The following is a 13,430-nucleotide window of genomic DNA, read 5'->3' on the forward strand; positions in this document are numbered from 1 at the left end:
TCCAGATGCGCAGGGGACGAAGGCGCGCCTCAGTCGCGGGGCGAGAGGAGGTACTCGTTGAGCTCGGCCGTGAGCGCATGGTCGACGGGCAGCTCGACGCCGTCGACGGCGGTGATCGGGGCGGCGAGGCGGACGCTCGAGACGAGCCAGGCAGCATCGGCCTGCGGCAGGTCGGATGCCGGCACCTGGGCGTACTCCGCGAGGAGCCCCCGTGCGGTGAGGTGCTCGTAGACGCTGAGCTGCGTCGTGCCGTGCAGGATGCCGCCGTTCGGCGCCGGTGTCACGAAACGCTCGCCGAATCGCAGGATCAGTGAGGCTGTCGGCGCCTCGAGCACGAAGCCGTCGCGCGACAGGAAGATCGCGTCATCCGCTCCGCGTCGGTGCGCTTCGCGAAGCGCCGCCATGTTCACCGCATATGAGAGCGTCTTCGCCCCGAGCAGCAGCCACGGTGCCTTCTCGGCCACGTCGAGGTCGTAGCCGCGGTCGAGGGTGACCACACGGATTCCCTGCTCGCGCACCGCTGTGAAGTCGGATGCCGGGGCAGCCGTCACCCAGGCGGTCGGCGTGGGGCCGTGTTCGACCCCACGGCTGAGGATGAGCTTGATGACGTACTCGCCCTGCTCGCAGTGAGCGGCGGCGCGCTCTATGGCCTGATGCCACTGCGCCTGGTTGGGGAGGGGCAGGTCGCACAGCTGCGCCGAGTGCGCGAGCCTCTCGAGGTGCGGAACGACCTCCTGCGCATGCCCGTCGATCACGCCGATCGACTCGAACACCCCGTCGCCTCGTTGGGTGCTCAGCTCCCCCACGCTCAGCGCGGGAGCTGCGGCATCGACGAGGGTGAACGTGTCTGCGAAGTCGGAGCGGTCGATGTCAGCCGCCGCAGGATCGATCATCAGAGCAAAGCGCCGTGTCATGATCCGAGCCTAGAGCCACGGGAATAGCTTCAGCGTGATCTTGTTACACTGGAGTGGCCGGGCCGCATAACCCCGGGCTCCAATTTTTGCCGCTGCGAGCGGCCTTCCGCCGAGAGGCGTTTTTGCGGCCCGGTCTTCTCATGCCCAGGCACCGACTGACCCGAAGGCCGCCGCTCCGTCGCCTCAGGCCAGCGCTCCCGAACGCCACAGGACGGCCGAGGCCGACAGGTCCTGCGCATAGCTGCTCAGTCGCAGGGCGCGGGTGGTGAGCTCGCTGGCGCGCGACGGTTCGGTCGGCTCGTAGTCGTCCGCCGTATGGGTGGCTCCGGAGGCCTGGACCCGGCAGAACGCCGCAGCCCGGTCGAGCGCGACCGCGAAGTCACCACGGAACGCGCCGCGGAGGATCGTGTCGATCAGAGCGACGAGCTCGTCGGGATTCGCCGGCACCGGCGCTCCGGCGATCACGGCATCGACGGATGCGAGCTCCATCCTGCCCCGCTCGTACAGCAGGGCCGCGGTCTGAGGGTCGCCGTGAATCGCCAGCTGCAGGATGTACAACCGCCAGAGCGCGCCGGGCAGCGTGCGAGACGGCGCCTTCGACCAGAGCTCGGCGATCTCGTCGATGCCGTGCTCGTCGGTGAAGGCGACCAGCCGATCCGCGCTCACACCGCTCTCATCGGCGCGCACACGGGTCAGCAGAGCGGACGCTGTCGCATGCGCGACGCGCGTCTCCTCGGCGGGATCGTGGCTGCCCACGATGTTGTCGAAGGCGCTGGTGGGCCGGCGCACCGGACGGGAGAACTGCTCAGGCATCAGTCCAGGGTACGCGCGATCCGATGGTTCAGGCTGTCGGGATCACGACGACGGGATCGGATGTCGGCAGCCCCGAGGGCGAGCCTCCGTCCTGCTCCACCGTGACCGCGATCACGTCACCCGCATGCATCTCGCCGGCGAGCACCGCTGTCGCTTCGCCGCCGTCGGCCGCGAACACGCCGGCCGATACCGGAGTGTCGCCCCGGACGTACCAGAGCTCGTAGGTCTCGCCCTCGGCGAGCGAAGGGATGCCGTCGGTCACGAGCACGGACTTGCCGAGCGATGCCGACCAGTGCGCGGTGGCAGTGCCACCGCTCTCGAGCGACACGCTGGCCTGCTGCGCGTCGCCGGCCGACTGGATGTCCTCGAGAGCGACGACACTCGCCGGTCGATTGATGTAGGTGTTGATCGCGACGGCACCTGCTCCTACTCCCACGAGCAATGCGAGGCATGCCGCGAGTGCGAAGAGGAAGCGGAGCCGGTGTGCCGGAGCCTTGGGGGTCTCGTCGCCGAGCGCAGTCGACGACGAGGCCGGCGCCTCAGCGTCCGACGACTCTTCCGTCGGACCGCCGGGAACCGAGTCCGAGAGAACGGCGTCGCCGTTCTGCGGCGTGACGGCGATTCGGGCGAGCAGGGCGGCACGGATGTCCGCCGACGGGGCGACCTGCGTGACACCGTCGGCGAGGAACCCTGCACTGTCGGTGTCTGCATCCACGATGCGCTGCCATTCCGGGTGCGCTGCGAGTGCGGCGTGGTACCGCTGCTGGTCGTCGGGCGACAGCGCGTCGAGCGCTGCTCCTGCCGCCAGATCTGCGAAGTCCTTTTCGTTCATGCTGTCACCCCCATAGCTGTCCGCAAACGCGAGAGTCCATCTCGCATCCGTGTCTTGATCGTCCCCAGTGGTGCCCCTACGAGCGCTGCCACTTCGTTTTGACTGTAACCGCCGTAATAGGCCAGAACGAGAGCTTCTCGCTGCACCTCAGGAAGGCCCGAGAGTGCGTGAACCACCTTCTCGCTCTCGATGCCCAGCTCCACCGTCTCCGCGACACTGTCGTGCGCGACTCCGATGTCCCTGAACCCGGCTCGTACGTCACGGTCCGCGCTGGACTGGGACGCCCGAACCCGGTCGACCGCACGGCGGTGCGCGATCGTCATCACCCAGGTTCTTCCCTGGCCCTTGTTCGGAGCGAACTTCGTAGCGGATTGCCAGATCTCCAAGAAGACCTCCTGGAGCACCTCTTCGCTCTGTGAGCGATTCACGAGGACTCTGAGGATGAGGCCGAAGACGCGGGAGGAAAGAGTGTCGTAGAGCTCTGCGAACGCGCGCTGATCGCCGTCGCCGATGCGAACGAGCAGGTCAGCGACAGCATCCCGAGCCGCACCGTCTTCCGGTACGTCCATTCCGTCGATGACCATCTCTAACAGCATGCCGCATCCACCTCGCTTTCCCGTGCAGCCGCCACCCGAAAGTGACCTAAACGAGTCCTCTTAAGTGCTCTTCGTCGAAAGCTGTTCGTCACAGAGACCCGAAACGGATTGAACTCGGGCCTGCGAAAAAAACTTTGAGGTTTCTCCCATCCGATCCCGGCGGGGCTCCGAACGACTGTCAACGCCACGGAGAGGCCGTGGCATTGTTCTGAAGGAGCTTGAGATGTTCAGCACCAAGAAGAAGGTCACCGCAGCGATCACCCTCGGCCTTGCGAGCGCATTCCTGCTCTCCGCATGTTCCATGGGCGGCACCACCGAAGAGCCGGCAGAGTCGACAGCTCCCGAGTCGTCCGAGACGATGGCTCCCGAGACCGAGACGATGGACCCGGCCGCGAACCTGGTCGGTGCCGGTTGCGCCGCATACGCAGAGGCAGTGCCGGATGGTGCCGGTTCGGTCGAGGGCATGGCTCTTGACCCGGTCGCCACCGCAGCATCCAACAACCCGCTGCTCACCACGCTCGTCGCAGCAGTCAGCGGCCAGCTCAACCCCGACGTCAACCTCGTCGACACGCTGAACGGCGACGAGTTCACCGTCTTCGCTCCGGTCGACGACGCATTCGCGAAGATCGACCCGGCCACCATCGAGGCACTCAAGACCGACAGCGCCACGCTGAGCTCGATCCTGACCTACCACGTCGTCCCCGGCCAGATCACGCCTGACGAGATCGCCGGCACGCACGCCACGGTCCAGGGTGCTGACCTCGAGGTCACCGGCAGCGGAGACGACCTGATGGTCAACGACGCCACCGTGATCTGCGGTGGAGTCCAGACCGCCAACGCGACCGTGTACCTCATCGACACGGTTCTGATGCCCCCGGCCGAGTAAGGCCCGGGAACGCCGAGACGGACACTCGGTAAGCCGTCTCACCTCTCGGGGGAGGTCGGTGGGACGGAGAAGGAGCCGCTGACGACACGTCGTCAGCGGCTCCTTCTTTGCGCCCTAGACTGGAGGGGCGGGCCTCTAGCTCAGTTGGCAGAGCATCGGACTTTTAATCCGCGGGTCGTGGGTTCGAGCCCCACGGGGCCCACCGCTTATCACCACAGGCCGGATCCGGCCACCCCCTTCACCGCATCTGCACCCTGCGAGAGAGTCGTGGCGTCCCCATCCGGGACATTCACCCCCACGAAAGGACGCATCATGGCGACTCTCACCGACAGCCGAGTGGCATTCCTGGCGACAGACGGATTCGAGGACAGCGAGCTGACCAGTCCGTGGGAAGCGGTGCAGGGCGAGGGCGCGAGCGCCACGCTCATCGCACCGGAGGGACAGCAGATCACCGGAAAGAACGGTCACGTGCAGCACGTCGACCTCACCTCCGAGACGGCGAAGGCCGACGAGTTCGACGCTCTCGTGCTTCCGGGTGGCGTCGTGAACGCCGACCATCTGCGGCTCGACAAGGCATCGATCGACCTCGCTCGCTCATTCTTCGAGCAGCACAAGCCCGTCGCGGTCATCTGCCACGGCGCCTGGATCCTGATCGAAGCCGGCGTGGTCGACGGACGAACGCTGACCAGCTACCCGAGCCTCGCGACCGACCTCCGCAACGCCGGAGCGACCTGGGTCGACGAGGAAGTGGTGGTCGACGCAGGGCTCGTCTCGAGCCGCACGCCCGACGACCTCCCCGCCTTCAACGCGAAGCTGATCGAAGAGGTCGCCGAGGGGAAGCACGCCGAGCAGACCGCGTGATCTGAGCATCCGGCGGTCCGGTGTCAGGAGCCAGCGCGCGCCCTGTGACGCCGGACCGCCGCTCTGTTCGCACAGCGCACGGAGCAGAACCGCTGTCGTCCGTTGCGGGTCACGTCGACGACCACGTTCGTGCAGGGCGAGGCCTCGCAGCGACCCAGCCGATCCATCCCGCGGGTGACGAGGTGCAGCGATGTACCGACGGCGAAGACGGCCCGCAGCACGTAGGGCAGCGATCTCACGTCGTCACGGTAGTGGAGATGCCACCCCTCGCCGTCGTGGTTCGTGAGGCGCGGGTAGGCGGCCGCGTGAGCCATCTGGGCGTTGAGGATCTCCGCCCGAGCCTCCGGATCCGCCGCGTCGACGATCTCCAACCAGTCGTCGACGACCTCGCGGACTCTTTCGTGGTCGTCGGGGGCTGGCGGGAATGTCATCGTCATCCCCCTCTCGAGGGTGCGCTCCTCGATGCGCGCACGATCGACGGGGAAGTCATCGGCGAGGGATGCGGCAAGGAGAACCGCATACTCACCGTAAGGGTTGAGATGCATAAGGCCATTACATCACGCTGGATGCATGACCACGTTGCACACCCTGCCGATCCCCCGCCAGACCGCCGCGCACGAGCACGCCTGGGTCGCCAGCTCACGGCATCCGACCAGTGAGGGCATCGTCGTGTACGTCCGCTGCGCCGGTTGCGGCACTCATCGCGTCGACCTGCAGGCACACCCGCTGACGCCTCCCGCCGCGATCAGCCGCGAGACGTGAACCGTGAAGCCGTTCAGGCCGTCAACTCGGCGAGCTTCCGGATGGTGCGGAGGTTGCGCGCCGTGCCCACGGCGCCGAGCGCGCGGTCGAGGACGCCCTTGGTGAGTCTGGTGCTGTGCACACCGCCCTCGGCGTAGTCGATCCACAGCTCGTCGCCGACGAGCGCGATCCGCTCACCCGGTACGAGCCTCTCCTGCAGCGCCTCGACGGCCCCGGACGCGGCCGGCGCCTCGAGGAACATCGCGTGCAGCAGCTTCTCCGACGAGCCGCCGAACGGGTGCGCATCCAGGGCTCGTACGAGCGCATCGTGCGTCCGCAGGATCACCGGGGTGTCGACGTCGAACTCGCCGGCGATCACCGCGCGGACCCGAGCGCACGCCCACGCCGGATCGTCCGGATGCTCGCACAGGATGTTCCCGCTCGCGATGTACGTCGACACCTCGCCGAGAACCGGAGCGAGCGCCTCGCGCAGCTGAGCCATCGGCACTCGATTGCGCCCCGAGACGTTGACCGCTCGCAGCAGCAGGACGCTGCGGGTCACGCAGCATCGCTCTCGACGAGCTCGGCACCCGCATGAGCGAGTACTGCGAGAGCCGCCGCACTCGGCTCGTGCGCGACGCCTGCGATCAGGTCGGTGAAGACCCGCACCCGCACTCCGTGCGCGACCGCATCGAGCGCAGAGGCACGCACGCAGTGGTCAGTGGCGATGCCGACCACATCGGCCGTCAGAACGCCCGCTGCCGTGAGGATCGCGCCGACGGTCTCACTCGATTCGGTGGCACCCTCGAACATCGAATACGCGGGGCGTCCCTGCCCCTTGTGCACGTGGTGCGTGACGGCATCGGTCACCAGCAGCGGGTCGTACTCGGCTCCGGGTGTGCCCGCGACGCAGTGCACAGGCCACGTGTCGACGAAGTCCGGCGTCTCACCGAAGTGCCCACCGTTGTCGCCCTCGGCGTCATGCCAATCGCGCGATGCGACGATGACGTCGTAGTCTGCCGCGTGTGCGGCGAGGAAGGCGGAGACGGCGGAGGCCACGGCATCCCCTCCGACGACGGCCAACGCACCGCCCTCGGTGAAGTCGTTCTGCACATCGACGATCAGAAGCGCTCTGCTCATGATCTGAGCGTACGCCGCCCCCACCGGTCACCCCAAGGCAGGAAACCAGAAGGCCCCGGGATGTTGTTCACATCACGGGGCCTGGTGGAGCCGCTTGTCAGAATCGAACTGACGACCTTTTCATTACGAGTGAAATGCTCTGCCGACTGAGCTAAAGCGGCGCGATCAACGATATTACCCGTTCCGGAGCCACACCGCGAATCGAGCCGGGATCACCCGCAGCGGACGTCACTCTCGGGCACGACATCGTCGAGGAGGAACGCCTCGACGGCGCTGTCGACGCACGTGTTGCCCTTGTTGTATCCGGTGTGACCTTCGCCCACGCGGGTGATCAGGACGCCCTCTTCGAGCTGCTCCGCGAGCGACTCCGACCACTCGTACGGGGTCGCAGGGTCGTTCGTGGTGCCGACTACGAGGATCGGGCCTGCACCCTCGGCGTTGATCTCGCCGCGCGTGCCGGTCGGCGGGTAGGGCCACACCGAGCAGGAGTCGGGGCCGTTCCAGTACGCGGCGATGGTCGGCGCTCCGTCAGCGATCTTCTTCTCGGTCGCCGCCTCGGCCGCAGGGTCGTCCTCGACCGGATAGTCCATGCAGTTGTAGGCGCGGAAGGCTTCGCTCGAGTTGTCGAGGTAGCTGCCGTTCTCGCGCCCGTTGTAGAAGTCGGCGAGGAAGAATGCCGTGGTCGGGTCGCCCTGCAGAGCCTCGTCGAGCGCCTGCGTAAGGTACTGCCAGCTGTCTGCCGAGTACAGGGCCGCGATGATGCCCGTCATCAGCGAGTCCGCGCCGAGCATGCGTCCGTCGCCGTTCTCGAGCGGGGCGGCGTCGACGCTCGCGAGAAGCGCCCCGAGGTCGGCCATCGCCTCATCGACCGTGCCGTTGAACGGGCACTCGCCGGAGTCGAGGCAGTCCTGCATGTACGCACGGAGGGCCGATTCGAACCCGAGCGCCTGGGTCGCGCCGACATCGAGACCCGAGACTGCCGGGTCGATCGCACCGTCGAGAACGAGGCGCCCCGCCTTCTCGGGGTACAGGTCGGCGTAGGTCGCGCCGAGGAATGTGCCGTACGAATAGCCGAGGTAGTTCAGCTGCTCGTCTCCGAGAACCGCGCGGATCAGATCCATGTCGCGTGCGGCGTTGATCGTGGTGATGTAGGGCAGGATTCCGCCGCTGTTCGCCTCGCAGGCATCGGCGAACTCCTTGTGCGCCTCCAGCAGCTCGGCCTCCCATTCCGCGCTCCCCCTCTTCCCTGCGGGGATCGTGTAGAGGTAGTCGTCCATGCCGGCCGCATCGAAGCACGTCACCGCGGTCGACTCTCCGACGCCGCGAGGGTCGAATCCGATCACGTCGTAGTTCTCGATCAGATCGGCGCCGACCGCGAAGTCGAGACTGTCGCGGATGAGCTCGACACCGCTGGCTCCGGGACCACCCGGGTTCGTCAGCAGCGAGCCCCGAGCTGTTCCCGTCGCCTGGTGGCGCACGACGGAGAGGGTGATCTCGCCGGCGTCGGGGTTCTCCCAGTCCAGTGGAGCGGTCACCTCGGTGCAGTCGAAGCCCGTGCCGCACTCGCTCCAGGTGAGCGTCTGCCCGTAGAACGGAAGCAGGTCGTCTGCCACGCCTTCGGTGTCCGGCGCGTTCGTCGTGGACGGCTTCGGCTCGGCCTGCTCGGGGATCATGGAGTACAGACACCCGGAGAGTGCGACCGAGGCTGCGGCGAGGCCGGCGATCACAGCGACGGCGCGTCGGATGCGGGAAGTCGGTCGATTGTTCACGGTGTCCTCCCGCTCGTGACAGTCACGAGCAAGCTCTCGAGGGCGAGCAGCGGTGCGACGTTGCGCTCCAGCGACTGGCGTGTGTCGGCAAGATGGTCGAGTACGACAAGAGTACGGGTCTGCGGCCACGCCGCCGCCAGCGCGGCCAGATCTTCACGGAGCTCGCGATTGATCAGCTCGTCTTCTCGGCCGAACTGCAGCATGACGACGTCGCGGAACAGCGACTGCAGATCGGTGAGCACTCTGTCGATCCCGTCGCGCAGGCTTCGGGTCGCGCGCTTCTTCTGGTCGTCCTCCAGGGCGGAGATCTGCGTGCGGAGGGCTGGCGGGACGGCTTGCCCCTCGGCGATGCCGACCATCCGGAGCAGGGATGCGCGTTCGGCCGCGTCCCGCTCGGCCGTGAGCGCCTTGGCGTCATCGGTCGCGGCCTGGATGATGCGGCCGGCGACCTCGACGGCGTCGCTGACACCGCGAACCCCCAGCACCGAGCGCAGGGTCTCGTCGCGGCGGCGACGAGCCGCCTCGTCGGTGGCGAGGCGCTGGGCCATTCCGATGTGCCGTTGCGCATGACGTGCGGCCTGCTCGGCGATGCCCTCATCGACCCCGGTGCGGAGGGTGATCAGACGTGCCACGTCTGCGACGTCGGGCTCGCGCAGCCGCAACGAGCGCACCCGCGAGCGGATCGTCGGCAGCAGGTCTGCTTCGCTCGGGGCGCAGAGTATCCAGACAGTCTGCTCCGGCGGCTCTTCGAGCGCCTTGAGCAGCACGTTCGAGGTGCGCTCGACCATCCGGTCGGCGTCCTCGACCACGATCACTCGATAGCGTCCGGCCGACGGCGCGAAGTACGAGCGCTCGACGAGCGCACGGGCCTCCGCGATCGTGATGATCACCTTGTCCGTGCGCAATGCCGTCACATCAGGATGCGTTCCCGCGAGGACCTGACGCATCGCCGCCTCATCATCGGGGTGATCGGCTACGAGCGCGGCGGCGAAGGCGTGCGCGAGCGTTGAGCGCCCCGAACCGGGCGGACCGGTGATGAGCCAGGCGTGCGACAGCGCGGAAGGATCGGAGGCGGCGTTGCGCAGCGTCTCGACCGCGGCATCCTGCCCCCACACATCGGCCCACGGAAAAGGGGCGGCGACAGTCTGGGGCATGCCCTCAGCCTAATCGGGAGCACCGACGTGAGCGGCAACCGTCCTGGGGCGCCGCGGTCTGCAGCAGCTCGGCGGGCGCCGGAGGAACGCGATGGCTGAGGGCCGGCGGATGCCGGGGCGCCTGGGTGCGGGTGCCGGATGCCAGGGCGCCGGGTGCCGGGTGCCGGGTGCCGGATGCCGGAGCGCCGGATGCCTGCGATGAGCTGCGCGAGCGGCTCAGCCGATCAGTGGGGCGACCCGCTCACGGATCTGCTCGGCGATGGTCTCGGGGGTCGCTGCGGCATCGAGAACCAGGAACCGCTGCGGCTCCGACCGCGCCAGGGCGAGGTACGCATCGCGGACCCGCGCGTGGAACTCGGTCTTCTCGGCCTCGAGACGGTCGAAGGGTTTGTCAGCGGAGTCGAGTCGCACGCGCGCCGACTCGGGGTCGAGGTCGAGCAGCACGGTGAGATCCGGCAGCGCTCCCTCGGCGGCCCACAGTGACAGGTTGCGGATCTCGTTCCCGTCGAGCACCCGCCCTGCGCCCTGGTAGGCGACGGAGGAGTCGAGATAGCGGTCCTGCAGCACGACCTCGCCGCGGGCGAGAGCGGGCCGCACCACCGTCGCGACGTGGTGCGCGCGGTCGGCGGCGTACAGCAATGCCTCTGCGCGCGGTGCGATGTCCCCGCGGTGGTGAAGCACGATGTCGCGGATCAGCTGACCGACCTCGGATCCGCCCGGCTCGCGGGTGCGTACGACTGTTCTTCCTTCATCCGTCATCCACTGGGCGAGGAGGTTGGACTGGGTGGTCTTCCCCGATCCGTCTCCCCCCTCGAGGGTGATCCAGATTCCCGGGCCTGATGTCACGAACCGGCCTTCTTCGCGGCGTTCGCGGCACGTGTCGCCGCGGCCTTCTTGGCTGCTGCAGACCGCGCGGCGGCCTTCTCGGCATCCGTCGCAGTCGCCTTGGCCGGGGCCTTCTTCGCCGCAGTCTTCTTGGCCGCGGGCTTCTTGGCTGCGGGCTTCTTGGCTGCGGGCTTCTTCGCGGCTGCGCCACGCTTGGGAGCCGGACCCTTGGCGCGCTTGTCGGCGAGCATCTGCACGGCGATCTCGAAGGTGATGTCTTCGACCTTCTGGCCGCGAGGGATCGTCACGTTCGTCTCGCCGTCGGTGACATATGCACCGAAGCGCCCGTCGCGGATGCGGATCGGCTTGTTGCTGACCGGGTCTGCCTCGAACTCGGCGAGCGCACTCGACGCACGGCGGGATCCCGCTCCGTACTTCGGCTGCGCGTAGATCTCCAACGCCTTCTCGAGAGTCACGTCGAAGATCTCGGACTCGCTCTCGAGCGAGCGGGAGTCCGCCCCCTTCTTCAGGTACGGACCGAACCGGCCGTTCTGTGCGGTGATCTCCTCGCCGCTCTCCGGGTCGGCTCCGACGACGCGCGGCAGGCTGAGCAGCTGCAGAGCGGTATCGAGGTCGATCGTGTCGACCGACATCGAACGGAACAGCGAGGCGGTGCGCTGCTTGGGCGCGGCAGCCTTCTTGGCTCCCCGCTTGGGCTTGGGAGCCTCGACGACCTCGCCGGTCGCCTCATCGACGGCGGCGTCCTCGGACACCGGGTCGTTCTCCTGCACGTAGGGCCCGAAGCGTCCGTCCTTGACGACGACGATCTTGCCGTTGTCCGGGTTGGTTCCCAGCACCCGGTCGCCGGCGACCGGCGCGTCGATGAGCTCCTGCGCCTTGGCAGCGGTCAGCTCGTCCGGCGCCAGATCTTCTGGCACGTTCACGATGCGCGGTTTCTCATCCGGTGCATCGGGATTCGCGACCTCGAGGTACGGGCCGTACTTGCCGAACCGGAGCGTCGCGTTGTCGGTGATGGGCGTGGAGTTGAGCGCCCGCGCATCGATCTCGCCGAGGTTGTCGACGGTCTGGCGAAGGCCGACATGCGAATCAGAGCCGTAATAGAAGGAACGGAGCCACTCGACGCGCTTCTGCTCGCCCCGCGCGATCGCGTCGAGGTCGTCTTCGAGCGCGGCCGTGAAGTCGTAGTCGATGAGATCGGCGAAGTGCTCCTCGAGGAGACGCACGACACTGAAGGCGAGCCACGTGGGAACGAGCGCCTGGCCGCGCTTGGTCGCGTAGCCTCGGTCGATCACCGTGCCGATGATGCTGGCGAACGTCGACGGTCGGCCGATGCCGTGCTCCTCGAGTGCCTTGACGAGCGAGGCTTCTGTGAAGCGGGGCTTCGGCGTCGTACGGTGGCCCTTGGCCTCGGACTCCGACATGCGCAGCTCGTCACCGACCGCGACGATCGGCAGCGACTGGTTCTCGTCGGCGTCCTTGTCGTTGCGCTTCTCGTCGCGCCCCTCCTCGTATGCCTCGAGGAACCCCTTGAAGGTGTACACGGTGCCGGAGGCGGTGAACTCGGCGTTGCGCCCTGCGGCGTCGACAGCGATGGTGACGGTCGTGGTCTCGTACTTCGCATCGGCCATCTGACTGGCCACGGTGCGCTTCCAGATCAGGTCGTAGAGACGGTGCTCCTCGCGGTCGAGTTCCGAGGAGACGGATTTCGGGGTGCGGAAGGTCTCTCCCGAGGGGCGGATCGCCTCGTGCGCCTCCTGCGCGTTCTTGCTCTTCGACTTGTAGGCACGCGGCTTGAGCGGCACCGCGGTGTCGCCGTAGAGCGCGACGGCCTGGCTGCGAGCGGCTTGCACGGCCTGAGTGCTCAGCGCGACCGAGTCGGTTCGCATATAGGTGATGTAGCCCTTTTCGTACAGCCGCTGCGCGACGCTCATCGCCTGCTTGGCGCTCATCGAGAGCTTGCGGCCCGCCTCCTGCTGCATGGTGGAGGTGGTGAACGGCGCGTAGGGGCTGCGGGTGCCGGGCTTCGCCTCGACCTTGGTGACGGATCCCGCGCCGGTGGCGTCGACGGCGAGTGCGAGCTCTGCGGCCTGCTTCTCGTCGAGGATGACGACGGCCTTCTTGAGTTTTCCGTTGTCGTCGAAGTCGGTGCCTCGGGCGAGCTGGCCGCCGTCGACGCGGACCAGGCGCACCTTGAAGCCGGACGACGACGAAGCGAGCGCCTCGACGTCCCAGTACTCGGCGGAGACGAACGCCATGCGCTCGCGTTCGCGCTCGACGATCATGCGGGTGGCGGCGGACTGCACGCGTCCGGCGGACAGCCCGGTCTTGACCTTGTACCAGAGCACGGGCGAGACGTCCCAGCCGTACAGCCGGTCGAGGATGCGGCGGGTCTCCTGCGCGTCGACGAGGTCGGTGTCGAGCTCACGGGTGTTTCCGATCGCCGCCTGGATCGCGTCCTTCGTGATCTCGTGGAAGACCATGCGCTTGACAGGGACCTTCGGCTTCAGAGTCTCGAGCAGGTGCCAGGCGATGGCCTCGCCTTCGCGGTCCTCATCAGTGGCGAGCAGGAGCTCGTCGGCGGTCTTGAGCGCGCGCTTGAGCTCGGCGACGGTCTTCGTCTTGCGATCGGAGACGACGTAGTACGGGTCGAAGTCGTTGTCGACGTCGATCGAATACTTGCCATACGCCTGCTTGTCGGCGGCGGGGATGTCCTTCTTGTCTGCGAGGTCGCGGATATGCCCGACGGAGCTGAGCACCTCATAGCCATCGCCGAGATATCCCTGAATCGACCGCATCTTCGTCGGGGACTCGACGATGACGAGCTTCTTGCCTTCAGCCAAGGGAGCGTCCTTTCTTCGAAGCACACCATACACACCGC

At 67.4% G+C, this 13,430-nt stretch carries 14 protein-coding genes and 2 tRNA genes; 4 read left to right on the plus strand and 12 right to left on the minus strand.

Annotated features, from left to right (window positions below; genetic code table 11):
* Positions 1–29: 29 nt before the first annotated feature.
* From ACZ0AA_RS08170 to sigK, 4 genes are all read right to left on the minus strand, one after another.
* Positions 30–914, minus strand: a complete 885-nt coding sequence (locus ACZ0AA_RS08170; RefSeq protein ID WP_463512627.1) for an aminodeoxychorismate lyase — start codon at positions 912–914, stop codon at positions 30–32.
* Between the two features lie 183 nt (positions 915–1,097).
* Positions 1,098–1,727, minus strand: a complete 630-nt coding sequence (locus tag ACZ0AA_RS08175; RefSeq protein ID WP_463512628.1) for a DNA-directed RNA polymerase subunit beta — start codon at positions 1,725–1,727, stop codon at positions 1,098–1,100.
* A gap of 28 nt (positions 1,728–1,755) precedes the next feature.
* Positions 1,756–2,559, minus strand: a complete 804-nt coding sequence (locus ACZ0AA_RS08180; RefSeq protein WP_400865529.1) for an anti-sigma factor — start codon at positions 2,557–2,559, stop codon at positions 1,756–1,758.
* Positions 2,556–3,155 carry an ECF RNA polymerase sigma factor SigK gene (gene sigK / locus ACZ0AA_RS08185; protein WP_400865532.1) on the minus strand — a complete coding sequence of 200 codons (600 nt, stop codon included), beginning with the start codon at positions 3,153–3,155 and terminating at the stop codon, positions 2,556–2,558. The genes ACZ0AA_RS08180 and sigK overlap by 4 nt, the downstream gene beginning before the upstream one ends.
* Before the next feature lie 223 nt (positions 3,156–3,378).
* On the opposite strand from sigK, the gene ACZ0AA_RS08190 reads away from it, so the two are divergent.
* The 3 genes from ACZ0AA_RS08190 (at position 3,379) to ACZ0AA_RS08200 (ending at position 4,902) form a co-directional block, all read left to right on the plus strand.
* Positions 3,379–4,041, plus strand: a complete 663-nt coding sequence (locus tag ACZ0AA_RS08190) for a fasciclin domain-containing protein (protein WP_463512629.1) — start codon at positions 3,379–3,381, stop codon at positions 4,039–4,041.
* 129 nt (positions 4,042–4,170) lie between these two features.
* Positions 4,171–4,243: transfer RNA gene (locus tag ACZ0AA_RS08195), tRNA-Lys, on the plus strand.
* A gap of 110 nt (positions 4,244–4,353) precedes the next feature.
* A complete protein-coding gene (locus tag ACZ0AA_RS08200; protein WP_463512630.1) occupies positions 4,354–4,902 on the plus strand; it encodes a type 1 glutamine amidotransferase domain-containing protein in 549 nt (182 codons plus the stop codon).
* A 23-nt stretch (positions 4,903–4,925) separates the two neighbouring features.
* Here the strand turns inward: ACZ0AA_RS08200 and ACZ0AA_RS08205 are convergent, their stop codons facing one another.
* Entirely contained in the window at positions 4,926–5,447 is a 522-nt protein-coding gene (locus ACZ0AA_RS08205; protein WP_463512631.1) for a CGNR zinc finger domain-containing protein, read from the minus strand.
* A gap of 25 nt (positions 5,448–5,472) precedes the next feature.
* On the opposite strand from ACZ0AA_RS08205, the gene ACZ0AA_RS08210 reads away from it, so the two are divergent.
* Positions 5,473–5,664 (plus strand): hypothetical protein, encoded by a 192-nt coding sequence (locus tag ACZ0AA_RS08210; protein WP_463512632.1) that lies wholly within the window; start codon positions 5,473–5,475, stop codon positions 5,662–5,664.
* Between the two features lie 13 nt (positions 5,665–5,677).
* Here ACZ0AA_RS08210 and ACZ0AA_RS08215 read toward each other — a convergent pair whose 3' ends face one another.
* From ACZ0AA_RS08215 to topA, 7 genes are all read right to left on the minus strand, one after another.
* On the minus strand, positions 5,678–6,205 hold the full coding sequence (locus tag ACZ0AA_RS08215; protein WP_463512633.1) for a DUF1697 domain-containing protein: 528 nt from the start codon (positions 6,203–6,205) through the stop codon (positions 5,678–5,680).
* Positions 6,202–6,783 carry an isochorismatase family protein gene (locus ACZ0AA_RS08220; protein WP_463512634.1) on the minus strand — a complete coding sequence of 194 codons (582 nt, stop codon included), beginning with the start codon at positions 6,781–6,783 and terminating at the stop codon, positions 6,202–6,204. Before ACZ0AA_RS08220 ends, ACZ0AA_RS08215 begins: the two co-directional genes overlap by 4 nt.
* An 85-nt stretch (positions 6,784–6,868) precedes the next feature.
* Positions 6,869–6,944: transfer RNA gene (locus tag ACZ0AA_RS08225), tRNA-Thr, on the minus strand.
* Positions 6,945–6,995: 51 nt separating this feature from the next.
* Positions 6,996–8,552, minus strand: coding sequence for an alpha/beta hydrolase (locus tag ACZ0AA_RS08230; protein ID WP_463512635.1), 1,557 nt, complete (start codon positions 8,550–8,552; stop codon positions 6,996–6,998).
* Positions 8,549–9,706 carry a DNA polymerase III subunit delta' gene (locus ACZ0AA_RS08235; RefSeq protein WP_400865552.1) on the minus strand — a complete coding sequence of 386 codons (1,158 nt, stop codon included), beginning with the start codon at positions 9,704–9,706 and terminating at the stop codon, positions 8,549–8,551. The genes ACZ0AA_RS08230 and ACZ0AA_RS08235 overlap by 4 nt, the downstream gene beginning before the upstream one ends.
* 216 nt (positions 9,707–9,922) lie before the next feature.
* Positions 9,923–10,552, minus strand: coding sequence for a dTMP kinase (gene tmk / locus ACZ0AA_RS08240; RefSeq protein ID WP_463512636.1), 630 nt, complete (start codon positions 10,550–10,552; stop codon positions 9,923–9,925).
* A complete protein-coding gene (gene topA, locus ACZ0AA_RS08245; RefSeq protein ID WP_400865557.1) occupies positions 10,549–13,392 on the minus strand; it encodes a type I DNA topoisomerase in 2,844 nt (947 codons plus the stop codon). The genes tmk and topA overlap by 4 nt, the downstream gene beginning before the upstream one ends.
* Positions 13,393–13,430 lie beyond the last annotated feature (38 nt).

It is taken from the genome of Microbacterium sp. AC035 (genome assembly GCF_979258485.1).

Bases quoted from the DNA above. Each gene is read 5' to 3' on its own strand.
- ACZ0AA_RS08170 (WP_463512627.1), bottom strand. From the start codon at position 914: ATGACACGGCGCTTTGCTCTGATGATCGATCCTGCGGCGGCTGACATC.
- ACZ0AA_RS08175 (WP_463512628.1), bottom strand. From the start codon at position 1,727: ATGCCTGAGCAGTTCTCCCGTCCGGTGCGCCGGCCCACCAGCGCCTTC.
- ACZ0AA_RS08180 (WP_400865529.1), bottom strand. From the start codon at position 2,559: ATGAACGAAAAGGACTTCGCAGATCTGGCGGCAGGAGCAGCGCTCGAC.
- sigK (WP_400865532.1), bottom strand. From the start codon at position 3,155: ATGCTGTTAGAGATGGTCATCGACGGAATGGACGTACCGGAAGACGGT.
- ACZ0AA_RS08190 (WP_463512629.1), top strand. From the start codon at position 3,379: ATGTTCAGCACCAAGAAGAAGGTCACCGCAGCGATCACCCTCGGCCTT.
- ACZ0AA_RS08200 (WP_463512630.1), top strand. From the start codon at position 4,354: ATGGCGACTCTCACCGACAGCCGAGTGGCATTCCTGGCGACAGACGGA.
- ACZ0AA_RS08205 (WP_463512631.1), bottom strand. From the start codon at position 5,447: ATGCATCTCAACCCTTACGGTGAGTATGCGGTTCTCCTTGCCGCATCC.
- ACZ0AA_RS08210 (WP_463512632.1), top strand. From the start codon at position 5,473: ATGACCACGTTGCACACCCTGCCGATCCCCCGCCAGACCGCCGCGCAC.
- ACZ0AA_RS08220 (WP_463512634.1), bottom strand. From the start codon at position 6,783: ATGAGCAGAGCGCTTCTGATCGTCGATGTGCAGAACGACTTCACCGAG.
- ACZ0AA_RS08235 (WP_400865552.1), bottom strand. From the start codon at position 9,706: ATGCCCCAGACTGTCGCCGCCCCTTTTCCGTGGGCCGATGTGTGGGGG.